The following is a 14262-nucleotide window of genomic DNA, read 5'->3' on the forward strand; positions in this document are numbered from 1 at the left end:
CGGTGATTCTTCCTCCGGAACCCCGGTTGTACACGTAAGCCCTGTCGCTGCTGCCATCGGGATAGCGTAGAACGATGACATCTCCCTGCACTTCATACGTACCCTGACCATCCGCTCCTTCGTTGCCGTAAAGATCACCCCCGCCGGAGTAGTAGGAGCCGGAGCCGTATTGAAAACGCCCCTGGCCATCGAAGTAGGCCCATGCGGTACTGGAGTAGCTGCCCGAGCCGGACATACCGCTGCTGGAATAGGTGCAGTACTTTCCCCGAAGCAGATGGTTCTGTCCGCCGTTTCCACGGACTCCAGCCCCTTTCGAAGGAGAATCACCAGGCACCCTTGCAGAAGGCGTACGGCCGGCAACCGCGTTTTCTTTTACAAACATTACGACACTTTGGTCGGGATAAAGCAGCTCGAGCCAAGTGCCATCGGTCCGATAAAAGTAGGGAACGAAAGCGCCACTGCTGTCATATACGTAAATGGCACGATCGTCGATACTGCAGCGGTATTTCTCTCCATTGTAAAGAAGCAGTGTCGGTGACTTTATCTCCAGCCTGACAGACCCGTCCGGCGTCATCCAAACACCGTTCAAACGCTTCTGCGCACCGCCATCTCCCTCCATCATCGAAATGACGAGCAGAAGAGAGACCAGAATCCGAAATAGAGAAAACATTGCAGCCTCCTTTTTTCTCTTTGTTATGAACGGACGTTACACACTCTCTACGTTATCGTTTGACAGATGGTGGCATAGAGTGTGTAACGCGTCAGTTATGAATTATAGAAGGAGAATGTTGCAGATCTGTTGCAATCAGCAGTCGAACGTAAAGGTAAGCAGCAGCGTGCTCTCTTCGGAAGCGACTTCGTACCTCCCTTCCATCTCCTCGATGGAGAGTTTGACCAGCGTCATTCCAAGTCCTTTGCTTCCGATCAGTCTATCGGGATCGACATGCATGAAGCCGGTCTGGCTGTAGCGCAGTTTGCATTGTCCGTTGAAACGATGGAGGGAGATAAGCACAAATGGAGACTTTTCGGTCTCCACCGCGTGTTTGAGACTATTTGTATAGAGTTCGTTGACGATCATACCGATTTTTAGCATTCTATCCAGTGGGAGGGAGACATTGGCATGGATTTCCGTGGCGATCTTGCGCCCGTAGGATTGTGCGATAAGGTTGACGAGGTTTTTGAGATAACTCTCCGCTTCGACACTCTCGAGATCTTTAGCCTTGTAAATGGCATCGTGCACCATTGCCATCGTTTCGATCCGGAGCTTGTTCCGCCGCAAAATCTCCTCGGGCGAATCCAAATTTTCCTTTTTGAGCCGAAGCATCTGCAGACCCAGCAGCGAGGCGATCTTGTTGAGATTGTTTTTGATACGATGATGAATCTCTTTGATGAGTATCGCTTTTTGGCGGTTGGCCTGTTCAAGACGCTCGTAGGTGATTTCCGTCGAAATGTGATAGAGCACACCCACAAAGACAACCACCAGCGTCGTGGAGATCATATTCATCAGCGGTACAAGATGAAAGACGGGATTGTCGGCGTTGATATCGTACTGCAAAATCGTGAAAGCGATCCAGAAGATATAGTGCACCAGTGTCAGCCAGAGTGCCATGCCCAGAGTGAAAAAGAAGAAAAATCCCAGGACCGAGAAGAAGGGATAGATGGTCACGAAATCAAAAAAATGACCCCCAAACATTGCTGAAACACTCTCAAATTCGACAACCAGCAGAAAAAGCAAAGCATACAGCGTCGTATTTCCGGACTTTTTATAACCGAAAAAGAGTGCCAGCATGGCTGCAGCCAGCCCCACCTTCAGCCTGAACACATCCCGATGTCCCATATAGAGCGCGAGAAAAGAGAAAAGAAGAAACAAAAAAGCGGTAACCAGCAGCAACCCTATCAACATAATCCGCCGGTGATCGCTCGTCTCGATAAAATGTTTGATATTTGCTATGATCATAACGGTATTATACTTGAGAAGTGTTGCATATTCGTTGCAAAATTTTAGCTCCCCATTAAATTTCCCCTGATACAATATCGCAATGAACAAAAACAATCGAATATTCATCGTTGAAGACGACCTCATCTCGGCCCAGTATCTGCGTGAAATCCTGGAACAGGAAGGATTCGATGTTATCGGCAGCAGCGATACGGCAGAAGGAGCGATCGAAAAACTGAGGGAATGCAACGTCGATCTGGTACTGATGGATATTGTCCTGAAAGGGGCGATGACCGGTTCGGAAGCGGCACTTCAGCTTCGAAAAATGCACCCGGAGTGCAAAATTCTCTTTTTGACGGCCTACGCCGACGACGAGATGATCGACTACGCCATCGATGCCAATGCCTTCGCCTATCTGATGAAACCATACAGGGAAAGGGAGATCATCGCCACGATCAAAACCGCATTGGCGCAACCTGCAAAGAAAAATCCGAGCGATGAAAAGATCGTTCTAAAGAACGGCTTTGTTTTCGACCGGGTAAAAAAGAGGCTCGAAAAAGATGGATATGAGTTGCCTTTGACCCCGACGAAACTCAAACTCATCGAGCTCCTGGCACTCAACAAAAACAGTATCGTTTCCAATGAACAGCTTGCCATGCATATCTGGAACGAACCCAAAGACAACAGTACACTGCGCTCGCTCATTACCCGTTTCCGCATTACGATAGGAGACGACATCATCACCAATGTCAATGGAATGGGCTATACCATTTCTGCATGATATTTCTTTTGTTAACTTTTTTCCTATATAATTTTCTTATGAACAAAAATATTTTCCATTTGACTATTCTGTCGTTCACTCTTCTCTTTACCGGTTGCCCTTCCCAACAATCCTACCTGGCATCCAAACCTCCTCTTTTCGCCAAAGGGTACAAGGATGGATGCAAAAGTGCCGAGCGCTGGTGGCAGAACAATCTGGCCAATTACAAAATCATCTCGGAAGAAGACAAAGAGAATCCCCAATACAAAGAGGGGTGGGAAACCGGTTACAATCGCTGTTACAGTGAAAAAGAGACGGAGATCTGGATGACCCATCCGCATGCAAGATAAACGGACTCTCCTGTGTTATAATGAAAAAAGATTGAGTGAAGGATCGCAATATGCCGAAACGCAGCCAATACACGATAGTTTTCTCCTGGATGATTCTCATCTTTCTGATGGCAGGTTGCGCATCCAGTTCGCCGGTCGTCGATTACAACCCGGGCTTTTCGATGAAGGCACTGCACACATTCAGTGTCAGTGAAAGCCAGGGTTCGAACATCGATCCGCTCAATTCCGAACGCATCCATAAAGCGATTACGGCGAACCTGCTGGCGAAAGGGTATCGGTCGACGGCACCCGGAGGCGAGGACTTCATCGCCCACTACGACGTCTATGTCGTCCAGGATGTACCGTCCAATTTCAGTTTCGGCTTCGGCGTCGGCACCTACGGCAGTCATGGCGGCGGAAGCGTCGGCACTTCGGTCACTCCCACCAGCGACAACGTCGAAATACGCATCGACATGTACGATCCCAAAAGCGGCAAAATCTTCTGGAGCACCAAAGTCGTCAAAACGATACCCGATTTCGATTCGCCCCAGAGCCGGGAAAGCTTCTGGAACAGCATTATCTATAAACTTCTCGAAAAGTTTCCGCATGCATCGTAGGAGCCGATGATGATTCGACTGTTTTTATCCGTATTGGCACTCTTTTTTCTGAGTGCCTGTTCCAGCCTTCATGTCGATCACGACTATAACCCCTCCTACGACTTTTCCGGTCTCAAAAAGGTGGCCATCGTCTATGCCCAGAGCAGCGATGGAACGATTTCGCTGGCCCAGCAGCGTTTTGCCATGGCGATCCGGGAAACAATGCAGCGAAAAGGTTTTGTCGTCACCGACCGCGATCATGCCGACTTCCTGATGGTTTTTCATCTCAACGTCACGGAAAAACGGCAGCTCGTAACCGATTATGAAATGGTGGGTATCTACCCGTATTACTACCCCTATTACTATGGCGGAGGGATGGTGCCTGTCACACGCGAATACACCTGGACGGAAGCCAAAATCGTCATCGACGCGATCGATCCGGACGGCAACAAAATTTTCTGGCGGGGCCTCGCGACGGACCGACTGCACAGTTTCGAAACACCGCAGGAGAGAATGAAATACACCGAAGAAATTGTTACCGAAATTCTGAAACATTTTCCACCAACCCATCAAGGAGAGAAATAGATGATCCAAACCCTCTTTGCCGCACTGACGGCGCTCTTTCTATTCGCCGGATGTTCCGGCCATACGCTCGAAAGCAAAACCAGCGAATCGTACGACTTCTCCAAACTCGAAACGGTCGCCATCATACACCCGCATATCGACGACCCGCGCACTACCAGCGCCCAGAAGATTTTCGATGCAGCCATCGCCGAAGAGATGAAGAAGAAAGGTTACAGCGTCGTTTCGGACAAATCCAAAGCCGATTTCATCGTCACATACCACCTGGGTGCCACCGACAACCGGCAGCTCTCCAACGACTACCGCATCCTCGGCATCGCACCCACCTATTACAGCCCCTACTACGGTAGCTACGGCTACAGTTACGTCGTCGGGAAATCGACCCAGTCGTTCGAAGAGAGCGAAGGAAAAATCATTGTCGAAGCGATCGACCCGCACGACAACAACATCGTTTTCTGGAACGCCAAAATGACCGACAAGCTGAAACGGTTCAAAAGCGCAGAAGAGAGGGAAGCGTTTATCAGGGAGGTAGTCGGAAAAGTCTTTACAAGCTTTCCCGACAGAAAGCGGTAGTCTCTACCGATATTCGGTATGGCACTCCACTCCGGGATTGTTCTGGGCGTGTTTTTTGGCCGCTCTGGCTCCAATCGCAGCGCCCGCGACAGTGGCCGCCGTATTGCCGCTTCCTTTGCCGAACATGGCCAAGACACCACCTACGACGGCTCCGAAAATCCGTTTTCCCGTCGCATCGGTGTGCACTTTCCAGCAGACCTGGACCGGCTGTTTGCCCTGATGGGTATTGGCCTCGTCCTCTTCGAGGACGATATCTTCCGCGTAAACCCCACCGGTAATGGCCAGCGAAAGCGCCAATAGAACCTTTTTATCCTCTCTCCTTCGGTTTTTTTTGTGACATTGTATCGAAATCGACATTGAACAGAGTCCCCTTCCCCTCTTCCGAAGTCACGCGCAGGCCGTAGCCATACATGTTGCAAATTTTATCGACGATACTGAGGCCTATGCCGAAACCTCCCTCCACATCGCTCTCTCTGTGAAACCGGCCGAAAATGGCTGTCAATTTCTCTTCGGCAATCCCGATTCCGGTATCTTCGACACCGAGTACGCAATTTTCCAGCGTGATCGAAATGCGTCCGCCACGCCGGGTATATTTGATGGCGTTGTCGAGAAGATTTTTCACCAGCAGATTGATATGATGGGGATCGGCCTCTACGATGCACGAGTGGGTTCGTACCGTCACATCGATCCCCTTCCGCTCCGACAGTATGGAGAAAAAGAGGACGCTCTCCTTCACAACGCTCGAAACGTCCACCGGTTTCAGGTGAGCTTTGTCCAGCTCATTGCCACGCAACAGCATGAAGCTTAGATCCTCGTAAATGCGTGCGATAAGCCTGCCGCTCATCTGCAGTGCTTCGAGATGGGCCGGTTTGCACTCTTTTCCTTCGATTTTCTGCAGTGCCAGCAACATCGTCGTCACCGGTGTATTGAGTTCATGGGTGCTGTCTTTGATGAAACGGTCCATCGCCTCCATCTTTGCACGCATCGGCTCGAGAAAAAGCCGCCCCAGATACCATCCCACCAACATGATGAATCCATAGGCAAGAAGCCCCATCATGGCAACACGTTCGGCACATGCGGCAATCTTCTCTCCATAACGGCAATCGCGTACGATGATATACGCGATATTCAGATGACCGTGTGCACTGCGGTCGACATAGTAGGCGCATCCATTCTCGATATAAAAGTCGCGTGTCAGATCCATCCGCTCCGTCAGGCATCCTTCGATCGGCCTGTTCCGACCGTCAAGCAGCAGATAGTCACAGCCGATCGTATCAGGCACTTTGAAGGGTGTACCCCGCATCTGTGCATCGACCGCCGATGTGGCGATCTGCGTGGCGAGCATCCGCAGGTCCGCGAAGGTGCGGTCACGGATCGATTCGGTGTCGATACGGTAGAAGAGAAACGACATCGCCGCCACCACCAGCAATCCCGCCCCGAGATAGACTACTATGAAACGGTAGAAAGAGCGTTTTTCATAGGGGTTTAAAGCCATAGCCGACACCCCTTTCGGTTACAATATTGGGTACATGTTTGCGGAGTGTTTTGATATAGCTGCGGAGTGTTGCATCGCTGGGCTGTTCATCGTAGTTCCAGAGATTCTGGATCAGTTCATCCCGTGAAACGATCCGGCCGGCATGTCTGTAAAGATAGTGAAGAACTTCCGAAGCTTTCGGAGTCAGCGGCACCTCTTCGCCATCGACGACGAGCCGATGGTGAAGCGATTCGAAAAAGAGGCTGTCGCCCAGTTCGATCTTCTCCTCTTTTTTCAAACCGTACACCCGTACAATATGTTCGATTCTCACATCGAGCTCCTCGAATTCGAACGGTTTTCTGATGTAGTCGTCGCATCCGAGATCGAACCCCTCTTTCAGATCGGCACTCCGGTTGCGCGCCGTGATCATCACGGCCGGCGTCATATCCTTCCGTGCCCGTAACGAAGCGAGAAGTTCGAAACCGTCGATGCCCGGCACGTTGACGTCAAGAAGGAGCAGATCATATTTTTGCGACAATATGGCATCTTCCGCATCTTCTCCATCTACGAAATGGTCGACCTCGTATCCCTTTTCGGCCAGGTGGTCGACCACCAGATCACCCAGCATCGTATCGTCTTCGAGCAGCAGTATCTTCATGCCACTATTATACCTTCATCCATAAAACTGGCGAGAGGTCTCTCTAAAATCGCTTTGGCATCTTTGTACGCGACACCGTATCGTTTTGCGATAGGCTCGACCACCTTTTTGAGCGGTTCACCCCCATCGCACGATGCAAGAAGCTCGCCTATAAACGGTGTTGTTTCGATCCACGAGACTTCACCTTTCCGGGTAACGAAGAGCAGTGTCCAGAAATTCCCTCTCGTTTTTCGGCAATCCGTATGAATAGAGTATCGCAGCCGTCTGAGACGGACGGAGTCTGCAAGTCGGTACGACCTGGAAAAACGGAACTTGCCGGATAGAGACGGTTCGATCGGATCGAGACGGCTCAGTGCAAGCGAATGCCACTCGAACCACAGCAGATCTTTATGGCGCCGTCCCACCCTTTTTGTTTCCAGAAGAAAACATCGGAACTTGCCGGCCGACTTCCATACGTAATGCGATTGCGGCCCCCAGACGATGAAATCCTCGACCAGCTTCTTCCACTTTTTGTCGCCTGTCTGTCGGCGAAACAGGGGAAACGATGCGGAAAGCGTCTCGTCGAATCGATAGAAAATCAGCTTCCTGTAGATATCTGCGTTGGCATATTCCATTCTGCCGCCTGCGCGTACCGTATCGAAAAACCGACGCAGCAGCGCTCTGTCACTCTCCATCGTAAATCGCTTTCATCGTTTCGAACTCCTCCATCAGCTCTTTGAGCGGAGGAATGTTGTTGTCGCGTTCCAGCAGTACAGGAAGAGCTTTTTTCGCCATCACTTGGCGCATCAGATCCCATACCTCCTCTTTGACGGGCATCCCGTGGGTATCGATGAAAAGGTCGTCCCGATACTCCAGATGCCCGGCTACGTGGCAGTACGCCACCCTCTCCATATCGACGGCATCGAGAAACGCCATGACGTCGAAACGGTGATTGTGGCCGTTGACAAAGAGATTGTTGATATCCAGAAGCAGCTTCGCGCCGCTGCGTTTCAAAATCTCGCCGATAAAGGCCGGTTCATCCATCGTTGATTCAAGCACCGTATAGTAGGTCGGATTTTCGATGATGAGCGGCCGCCCGAGTATCTCCTGAACTCTGTCGATTTTTGCGACGACGGCATCCACCATCGTGTCGGTCATCGGAAGCGGCAGCAGTTCGTAACTCTGTACACCGTCGAACGAAGTGAAGCTCAAATGCTCCGAGTAGACATCGATATCCCAGGCATCGAGAAAATCTTTCAGACGATGCAGATGATCGATATCGATATTCGACGTATCTCCGAGAGAAAGCGAAAGCCCGTGGGCGATAACGGGAAAACGATCACGGATACGCTCGAAACGCTTCCGCTCTCTCCGGTTCATATGCATCAGATTTTCCGGAACGATCTCCAGAAAATCAATACGATCCGCCACGCTCACTATTTCATCGGCGAAACTCTCCCGCAGTCCGAGTCCGCACCCTTCGATGGCATTCATCCGGCTCTCATTTCATACTGCCGCCGCACTTGCCGGTGCCGCATTTTCCCTTGACGGCCTCTTTTTTCCTGCGCTTCTCCTTCATCTGCGCTCCACATTTGCCGGACATGGCTTCCATCTCTTTTTTCATTTTCGCACCGCATTTTCCTTTCATACCAGAAACATTTTTGTCGCCTTTCATTCCACTGCCGCATTTGCCGCTGCCGCAACCGTTCATCCCCGCGACCGCAACCGTCGTTCCTGCCGCCATCGCCCCAAGTATAACCGTCATCGCTTCGCGCCGGTTCATCGTTCTCTTTTTCATTGTCAATCCTTTTTTGAGATATCCCATTGTAGAGAGCTTCTGTGGAAGCAGTGTGCAACACCTATACACACTGCTTCCACGCTCCGTCGCTACAATGGAGGAAAAAGGAGGATGCCATCATGCAACATACACATACAGGCTCCGAAAAAGGCCACGGGCACGGAACGGATCGGAACCACGGCCATTCGACAATGGGTCATCTGCATCACATGGAAGATATGAAACGGCGTTTCATCGTATCGACCATCGTGACCATCCCGATTCTTCTGCTTTCGCCGATGATCTGGCAGTGGTTCGGATTCCGGCTTGACATCCCCTATCGGGAAGCGGTCATATTCGTCCTCTCGACGTTCATTTTCTTCTACGGCGGGAAACCGTTCCTGACGATGATGGTCGACGAGATACGATCGAAAAAACCGGGCATGATGACGCTGATTTCGATGGCGATCAGCGTCGCCTACTTCTACTCCGCCATGACGCTCGTCATACCGGGCGGCAAAGAGTTTTTCTGGGAACTGGCGACACTGATCGACATCATGCTCATCGGCCACTACATCGAGGCCAAAAGCGTGCTGGGCGCCGCAGACGCCCTGGAGGATCTGGTGAAGATGATGCCCAAAACCGCCACACGCGTCAAAAAAGACGGTGCACTGGAGGAGGTCGAAGTGGGCCGGCTCGAAAAGGGCGACACGATTCTGGTCCGTCCCGGTGAAAAGATAGCCGCTGACGGCAGGGTCGTCGAGGGCGAGAGCATGACGGACGAAGCGTTTCTGACGGGCGAATCGAAACCCGTCTACAAAAAGAAGGGAAGCGGCGTCTACATGGGAAGTACCAATCTCGACGGCGCGCTGCGGGTCGAAATCACCAAAAGCGGCGAAGAGAGCTATCTCTCCCAGGTGATCGGACTGGTCAAAGAGGCACAGGAGAGCCGCTCGGTCACGCAGGATCTGGCGAACCGGGCGGCGGCCTGGCTCTTTTACGCCGCGGCCGCGACGGGCGCTGTCACATTCGCCGTCTGGGCAGCCATCGCTTCGCCGATGGATGCGGTCCTTCGCACGGTCACGGTTCTCATCATCGCGTGTCCCCACGCCCTCGGCCTGGCGGTGCCGCTCGTCGTGGCCATTTCGACTTCCATGGCGGCGAAAAACGGCATACTCATAAGAAACCGCCAGGCCTTCGAAACCCTCAAAGGCATCGACGCCATCTGTTTCGACAAGACAGGAACCATCACCGAAGGCAAACTCGCCGTCGACAAGGTCGTGGCGCTCGCCGACGAGAACGATCTTCTGCGCCATGCCGCATCGATCGAAGAGAATTCCGAGCACATCATCGCCAGAGCGATCGTCAAATATGCGAAAAAACTGGGCATCGAACCGGAAAGAACCGAAAATTTCACGGCGTTCGCAGGCATCGGCGCCAAAGCCGATGTCGGGGGCGAAAAGGTGATGGTGGGAGGGCCGCAGCTTCTAGCGAAAGAGTCGCTCACACTTCCCGAAGCTCTCAGATCCTACGAGGCGAGCGAATCGACCAAAGTGTGGGTCGTCGTCGACGGCAGCGTGGCCGGTGTGATACTCCTGACCGACACGATCCGCGAAACGTCGGTGCGTGCCATCTCGGCACTCCGGTCTCTCGGCATCGAAACCTGGATGCTGACCGGCGACAACGAAGCCGTAGCGAAAGATGTCGCCGAACAGTGCGGTATCGACCACTACAGGGCCGGGCTGCTGCCGGACGAAAAACTGCATATCATCAAAGCGATCCGCGAAGAGGGGAAAGTGGTCGCGATGGTCGGCGACGGCATCAACGACGCCCCCTCTCTTCTGACGGCCGATATCGGCATCGCGATCGGAGCGGGCACCGACATCGCGATAGAGAGCGCCGACATCATTCTGACGAAAAGCGATCTCTTCAGCGTCGTGCACGCCATCCGCCTCAGCCGGGCGACCTACAGAAAAATGGTGCAGAACCTGTGGTGGGCCAGCGGCTACAACATCGTGGCGATTCCGCTTGCCGCCGGCGTCATGGCGCCATGGGGCGTCGTGATAGACCCGGCCGTCGGTGCCGTACTGATGTCGGTCAGTACCGTCGTCGTCGCGATCAACGCCCAACTGCTCAAAAAAGGGTAAAATTGCCTGGAACCCATCCCAAACATAGGAGGATCGATGAAAAAGATAGCGCTTTTGATGATGGCCGCCGCTTTCACCCTGCTGGCGGCCGATTTCGAGTGGGCGAAGAGTTACGATAGTGCCAGAAAAGAGGCCGCGCAAGAGAACAAGCTCGTTTTCGTGATGTTTTCTCAGGAGAACTGCCGGATGTGCAACTATATGAAAGATAACGTTTTCGAGGATGAAACGCTGGCCAACTTCATCACCCTCCACTTCGTTCCCGTCGATATCGACATCAACGAAGAGACGGTTCCGGAAGGTTTCAAGGTACTGGGAACCCCGACCTTCTACATCGTCAAGCCCAATGGCGAACATGTCGGCCGTGCCATCGTCGGCGGTGCCAAGGCACCGGCGTTTCTGAAGAAACTGGAAGAATACGTCAGAACCAGAAACGGACACCCGTAACGAACCGGGTATCTTCCCTTCCGCCATAGAGATCTTTCGTGTCACCGAAACTGTTGACATACTCCACCCCGATATAGGGGGCAAACTCCCGGACGAACTCGTACCGCAGCCGAAGCCCGAGCCCGAGCGACGAGAAGCCGGAACCGATGCCGAGTTCGGGCACGTCGTCGCTGTAGGCCTCCATCTCGATGCGCGGCGTCAGAATGAGCCGCTGGGTCAGCAGCGCTTCGTACTCGAAGTCGAAATTGACACCGACCGCTTTTTCGCCGATTTTGAGGCGAATACGCGTATCGATAAAATAGGGGGCCAGCCCCTGCACGGCCACGACGCCCCATGTTTCATGCCCGCTGCCGGCCTGATCGACCTCCACCCCGCCCTGCACATCCCAAAACGGCGTGACCGCCCGGCTGTAGAGCAGTTCGTTTTCGCTCTCGGTCTCGTCACTCTGTGTCGAACCTTCGGAATAGAAGTAGAGTTTGTTCAGGTCGTACCCGGCATAGGCGGCGATATCCCAGGCGACGGGATCGCCGTCGGTCGCCTGCCACTCCAGCCGGTCGGCCAGGATCGTGGCGCGCAGCGGATCATCCTCCATACCGCCGGCATGGGCCAAAACTCCCATCCCCATAACCAAAGAGAGAGCGATACGACGCAACCGCAGCGAAACCTGCGAGAGCAAACGGAGTTTTGGCGTCAAAAAAATCGCTCCTGCCCGAAGGGTTCCGAAGGTATTGGCGATTTTTAGCCAAAACGGAGTGGGCCGAAGGCTGCGAAGCACCGTAGAGCGAGAATTGTGTCGTATCACTCGGTTTTTACGCCATTTCATCATACCACCTCCACTTTTCTGAACATTCCAAGCATATGGTAGAGCATGTGGCAGTGATAGGCCCACGCCCCTCTGGCGTCGACGGTGACGCGATAGCTGATCTTGCTGCCGGGCTGCACCAGCACCGTATGTTTGCGCACCAGACGGGTATCGTCACCCGTCTCCAGGTCGCTCCAGAGCCCGTGCAGATGCATCGGATGGGGCATCATCGTATCGTTGATGAAGGTGATGCGCAGCCGTTCGCCGTAGTGAAACCGCAGCGGTTCGGCGTCGGCGTATTTGATGCCGTTGATGCTCCAGATATAGCGTTCCATGTTGCCCGTCAGGTGCAGTACGATTTCACGGTCAGGCTCGGGATCCTCCTCTGTCGAATGGTAGTTTCTCAGGTCCGCGTAGGTGAGCACCCGGCGGCCGTTGCCGCGCAGTCCCACACCCGGGTCGTCGAGCCGGTAACGGGGGTCCCGGGCCTCCATCGTCCACGCCACGCCATGCTCTTCGGGCAGCGGGGTAACGGGCCACGGGGGTTTCATCTTTTTCATCGCCATCTTTTCCATGGGCATCCCATGGGCCGAATGGTCCATCCCCTTCATCGCCATGCCCTTCCCGTCGCCCATCCCCATGTCGGCCATCGTCAGAGGCTGGGGCTCGTCCATCGGCGGCCGGGGTGCTTTTGTGACTGCGTCCGGGGCCAGCGTCCCGCCCACGAAACCGGAACGATCGATGCTCTGCGCGAAGAGGCAGTAGGCTTTCTCCTCCGGCTCCACGATCACGTCGTAACTCTCCGCCACGGCGATACGAAACTCGTCGACCGTCACCGGCTGCACCGGATTGCCGTCGGCCGCGACGACGGTCATCTTCAGGCCCGGTATCCGCACGTCGAAAATCGTCATCGCCGACTGGTTGACGAAACGGAGCCGTACTCTCTCTCCCTTTGCGAAAAGTGCGCGCCAGTCATCCCCGTCGGTCATGCCATTCATCAAAAAGGTGTAGGTATACCCCGTGATATCGGAGAGGTCCCGGTCGCTCATACGCATCTCGTTCCACATTTTCCGCGCCCTGAACGCCTCGACAAATCCCTTTTCGGCCACCTCGTCGAGAAAATCGCCGAGCGTACGCTGGTTGAAATTGTAGTAGTTGCTCTGGATTTTCAGTTTTCGATAGATGCTTTCGGGCTTCTCGTCGCTCCAGTCGGAGAGCGAGACGACATACTCCCGATCGTAGTCGAAGGGTTCCTTCTCTTTCGGTTCGATCACCAGCGCCCCGTGCAGCCCCGTCTGCTCCTGGAAACCGCTGTGGGAGTGGTACCAGTAGGTGCCGCTCTGGCGGACCGTGAAACGGTAGGTGAAGGTCTCTCCGGGAGCGATGCCGTCATAGGTGATCCCCGGCACCCCGTCCATGGCGTTGGGCAGAATGATGCCGTGCCAGTGGATGGAGCTGTCGGCTTCGAGGTTGTTGGTGACGTGGATCGTCACCTCCTCCCCCTCTTTCCATTTCAGTGTGGGCCCGGGCAGCATCCCGTTGATCGTCGTGGCGATGCGGGGCGTGCCGGTGATGTCGACCACCGTCTCTTCGAGAGTCAGATGAAACTCCGGCCCCTCCAGCACCTCGGTGGGACGGCGCACGCCCACCTTCCCTTCGGCAAAGGCGAGGCGGGGGAGTATTCCCGCCGCCGCGGCGGAGAGCATCGTATGCTTGAAAAAGGCTCGTCGGTTCATTCTCGTTTCCTTCTCTTTTTCCGCCATTGTGCCGGTTTAACGTGCAAACTGTGTGGAAGCGTCAATCCGGAGTAATTTACTCCTATTTAAGTTTCAATTGTTACACTGACATCATAAAAAGTAATAAAAGGCTTACGATGGCAAGCTGTCCCATCTCGAACGAACGCGTCAACGAAAGAGTCGCCCGGCTGGTCGGCGCTCTCGTTTTCATGGTCGCCGGTCTCTATATCGCCTACCCTTCCATTCTGTGGCTCGCTCTTCTGCTCGCGGACTTTTCTGCCCGATCGTTCCACCGGCCGCTGAGCCTTTTCGCCAACCTCGCCAAACCGGCCGCCGAACGGCTGGGAGAACCCGTGATCGTCGACGCGGCGCCGAAGATTTTCGCCGCGAAAATCGGCCTGGCGATGACACTGGCCGCGCTGGCTGCCCATCTGGCCGGTATGGATGGCGTCGCACAGGGGATCATCGG

Annotated in this window: 18 protein-coding genes; 8 read left to right on the forward strand and 10 right to left on the reverse strand. The window is 53.8% G+C overall.

All coding sequences use genetic code 11. The features are described 5' to 3' along the window. Together Q1K24_RS06500 and Q1K24_RS06505 are read right to left on the reverse strand one after the other, a co-directional pair. On the reverse strand, nucleotides 1-670 hold a 670-nt coding region (locus Q1K24_RS06500), incomplete at its 3' end, for a hypothetical protein (protein WP_300367740.1). A 135-nt stretch (nucleotides 671-805) separates the two neighbouring features. Beyond that, entirely contained in the window at nucleotides 806-1957 is a 1152-nt protein-coding gene (locus tag Q1K24_RS06505) for a sensor histidine kinase (RefSeq protein ID WP_300367743.1), read from the reverse strand. 82 nt (nucleotides 1958-2039) lie between these two features. On the opposite strand from Q1K24_RS06505, the gene Q1K24_RS06510 reads away from it, so the two are divergent. From Q1K24_RS06510 to Q1K24_RS06530, 5 genes are read left to right on the forward strand one after another with little or no spacing between them, the layout of a single operon-like run. Then, complete coding sequence (locus Q1K24_RS06510) at nucleotides 2040-2717, forward strand: response regulator (protein WP_300367745.1); 678 nt, start codon at nucleotides 2040-2042, stop codon at nucleotides 2715-2717. A 38-nt stretch (nucleotides 2718-2755) separates the two neighbouring features. Next, nucleotides 2756-3046 carry a hypothetical protein gene (locus Q1K24_RS06515; protein ID WP_300367748.1) on the forward strand — a complete coding sequence of 97 codons (291 nt, stop codon included), beginning with the start codon at nucleotides 2756-2758 and terminating at the stop codon, nucleotides 3044-3046. Nucleotides 3047-3096: 50 nt separating this feature from the next. Then, nucleotides 3097-3642 (forward strand): DUF4136 domain-containing protein, encoded by a 546-nt coding sequence (locus Q1K24_RS06520; protein WP_300367751.1) that lies wholly within the window; start codon nucleotides 3097-3099, stop codon nucleotides 3640-3642. 6 nt (nucleotides 3643-3648) lie between these two features. Next, nucleotides 3649-4206, forward strand: coding sequence for a DUF4136 domain-containing protein (locus Q1K24_RS06525; protein ID WP_300367754.1), 558 nt, complete (start codon nucleotides 3649-3651; stop codon nucleotides 4204-4206). Next, nucleotides 4207-4776: a DUF4136 domain-containing protein gene (locus tag Q1K24_RS06530; RefSeq protein ID WP_300367757.1), complete on the forward strand. Its 570-nt coding sequence runs from the start codon at nucleotides 4207-4209 to the stop codon at nucleotides 4774-4776. 3 nt (nucleotides 4777-4779) lie between these two features. Here Q1K24_RS06530 and Q1K24_RS06535 read toward each other — a convergent pair whose 3' ends face one another. Genes Q1K24_RS06535 through Q1K24_RS06560 form a run of 6 tightly spaced genes read right to left on the reverse strand, consistent with a single transcriptional unit; the run spans nucleotide 4780 to nucleotide 8685 of the window. After that, complete coding sequence (locus Q1K24_RS06535; RefSeq protein WP_300367760.1) at nucleotides 4780-5133, reverse strand: hypothetical protein; 354 nt, start codon at nucleotides 5131-5133, stop codon at nucleotides 4780-4782. Then, the gene (locus Q1K24_RS06540) at nucleotides 5084-6271 is read right to left on the reverse strand and encodes a HAMP domain-containing sensor histidine kinase (RefSeq protein WP_300367763.1); all 1188 of its coding nucleotides are present in this window, start codon (nucleotides 6269-6271) and stop codon (nucleotides 5084-5086) included. Before Q1K24_RS06540 ends, Q1K24_RS06535 begins: the two co-directional genes overlap by 50 nt. Continuing rightward, nucleotides 6252-6908 (reverse strand): response regulator transcription factor, encoded by a 657-nt coding sequence (locus tag Q1K24_RS06545; protein WP_300367766.1) that lies wholly within the window; start codon nucleotides 6906-6908, stop codon nucleotides 6252-6254. The genes Q1K24_RS06540 and Q1K24_RS06545 overlap by 20 nt, the downstream gene beginning before the upstream one ends. After that, the gene (locus Q1K24_RS06550; RefSeq protein ID WP_300367769.1) at nucleotides 6905-7582 is read right to left on the reverse strand and encodes a putative DNA-binding domain-containing protein; all 678 of its coding nucleotides are present in this window, start codon (nucleotides 7580-7582) and stop codon (nucleotides 6905-6907) included. The genes Q1K24_RS06545 and Q1K24_RS06550 overlap by 4 nt, the downstream gene beginning before the upstream one ends. After that, nucleotides 7572-8381, reverse strand: a complete 810-nt coding sequence (locus Q1K24_RS06555) for a DUF692 domain-containing protein (protein WP_300367772.1) — start codon at nucleotides 8379-8381, stop codon at nucleotides 7572-7574. The genes Q1K24_RS06550 and Q1K24_RS06555 overlap by 11 nt, the downstream gene beginning before the upstream one ends. A 7-nt stretch (nucleotides 8382-8388) precedes the next feature. Next, nucleotides 8389-8685, reverse strand: a complete 297-nt coding sequence (locus tag Q1K24_RS06560; RefSeq protein ID WP_300367775.1) for a hypothetical protein — start codon at nucleotides 8683-8685, stop codon at nucleotides 8389-8391. A 119-nt stretch (nucleotides 8686-8804) separates the two neighbouring features. Here Q1K24_RS06560 and Q1K24_RS06565 point away from each other — a divergent pair, with 119 nt between their 5' ends. Both Q1K24_RS06565 and Q1K24_RS06570 read left to right on the forward strand, forming a co-directional pair. Next, on the forward strand, nucleotides 8805-10811 hold the full coding sequence (locus tag Q1K24_RS06565; protein ID WP_300367779.1) for a copper-translocating P-type ATPase: 2007 nt from the start codon (nucleotides 8805-8807) through the stop codon (nucleotides 10809-10811). Nucleotides 10812-10847: 36 nt separating this feature from the next. Continuing rightward, a complete protein-coding gene (locus Q1K24_RS06570; RefSeq protein ID WP_300367781.1) occupies nucleotides 10848-11255 on the forward strand; it encodes a DUF255 domain-containing protein in 408 nt (135 codons plus the stop codon). On the opposite strand, the gene Q1K24_RS06575 is transcribed toward Q1K24_RS06570, so the two are convergent. Then, on the reverse strand, nucleotides 11230-11949 hold the full coding sequence (locus tag Q1K24_RS06575) for a copper resistance protein B (protein ID WP_300367784.1): 720 nt from the start codon (nucleotides 11947-11949) through the stop codon (nucleotides 11230-11232). The two genes, Q1K24_RS06570 and Q1K24_RS06575, sit on opposite strands and share 26 nt — an antisense overlap. A gap of 128 nt (nucleotides 11950-12077) precedes the next feature. Then, nucleotides 12078-13793 carry a copper resistance system multicopper oxidase gene (locus tag Q1K24_RS06580; protein WP_300367786.1) on the reverse strand — a complete coding sequence of 572 codons (1716 nt, stop codon included), beginning with the start codon at nucleotides 13791-13793 and terminating at the stop codon, nucleotides 12078-12080. Nucleotides 13794-13930: 137 nt separating this feature from the next. On the opposite strand from Q1K24_RS06580, the gene Q1K24_RS06585 reads away from it, so the two are divergent. Next, nucleotides 13931-14262 (forward strand): DUF4395 family protein (locus Q1K24_RS06585; protein ID WP_300367789.1); only part of this gene is annotated, 332 nt, incomplete at its 3' end.

The sequence above is a fragment of the Hydrogenimonas sp. genome, from assembly GCF_029932565.1.
Taxonomy (GTDB): Bacteria; Campylobacterota; Campylobacteria; order Campylobacterales; family Hydrogenimonadaceae; genus Hydrogenimonas.

Bases quoted from the DNA above. Each gene is read 5' to 3' on its own strand.
- Q1K24_RS06515 (WP_300367748.1), top strand. From the start codon at position 2,756: ATGAACAAAAATATTTTCCATTTGACTATTCTGTCGTTCACTCTTCTC.
- Q1K24_RS06560 (WP_300367775.1), bottom strand. From the start codon at position 8,685: ATGAAAAAGAGAACGATGAACCGGCGCGAAGCGATGACGGTTATACTT.
- Q1K24_RS06540 (WP_300367763.1), bottom strand. From the start codon at position 6,271: ATGGCTTTAAACCCCTATGAAAAACGCTCTTTCTACCGTTTCATAGTA.
- Q1K24_RS06550 (WP_300367769.1), bottom strand. From the start codon at position 7,582: ATGGAGAGTGACAGAGCGCTGCTGCGTCGGTTTTTCGATACGGTACGC.
- Q1K24_RS06520 (WP_300367751.1), top strand. From the start codon at position 3,097: ATGCCGAAACGCAGCCAATACACGATAGTTTTCTCCTGGATGATTCTC.
- Q1K24_RS06535 (WP_300367760.1), bottom strand. From the start codon at position 5,133: ATGTCGATTTCGATACAATGTCACAAAAAAAACCGAAGGAGAGAGGAT.
- Q1K24_RS06580 (WP_300367786.1), bottom strand. From the start codon at position 13,793: ATGAACCGACGAGCCTTTTTCAAGCATACGATGCTCTCCGCCGCGGCG.
- Q1K24_RS06555 (WP_300367772.1), bottom strand. From the start codon at position 8,381: ATGAATGCCATCGAAGGGTGCGGACTCGGACTGCGGGAGAGTTTCGCC.
- Q1K24_RS06505 (WP_300367743.1), bottom strand. From the start codon at position 1,957: ATGATCATAGCAAATATCAAACATTTTATCGAGACGAGCGATCACCGG.
- Q1K24_RS06570 (WP_300367781.1), top strand. From the start codon at position 10,848: ATGAAAAAGATAGCGCTTTTGATGATGGCCGCCGCTTTCACCCTGCTG.
- Q1K24_RS06545 (WP_300367766.1), bottom strand. From the start codon at position 6,908: ATGAAGATACTGCTGCTCGAAGACGATACGATGCTGGGTGATCTGGTG.
- Q1K24_RS06525 (WP_300367754.1), top strand. From the start codon at position 3,649: ATGATGATTCGACTGTTTTTATCCGTATTGGCACTCTTTTTTCTGAGT.
- Q1K24_RS06530 (WP_300367757.1), top strand. From the start codon at position 4,207: ATGATCCAAACCCTCTTTGCCGCACTGACGGCGCTCTTTCTATTCGCC.
- Q1K24_RS06565 (WP_300367779.1), top strand. From the start codon at position 8,805: ATGCAACATACACATACAGGCTCCGAAAAAGGCCACGGGCACGGAACG.
- Q1K24_RS06510 (WP_300367745.1), top strand. From the start codon at position 2,040: ATGAACAAAAACAATCGAATATTCATCGTTGAAGACGACCTCATCTCG.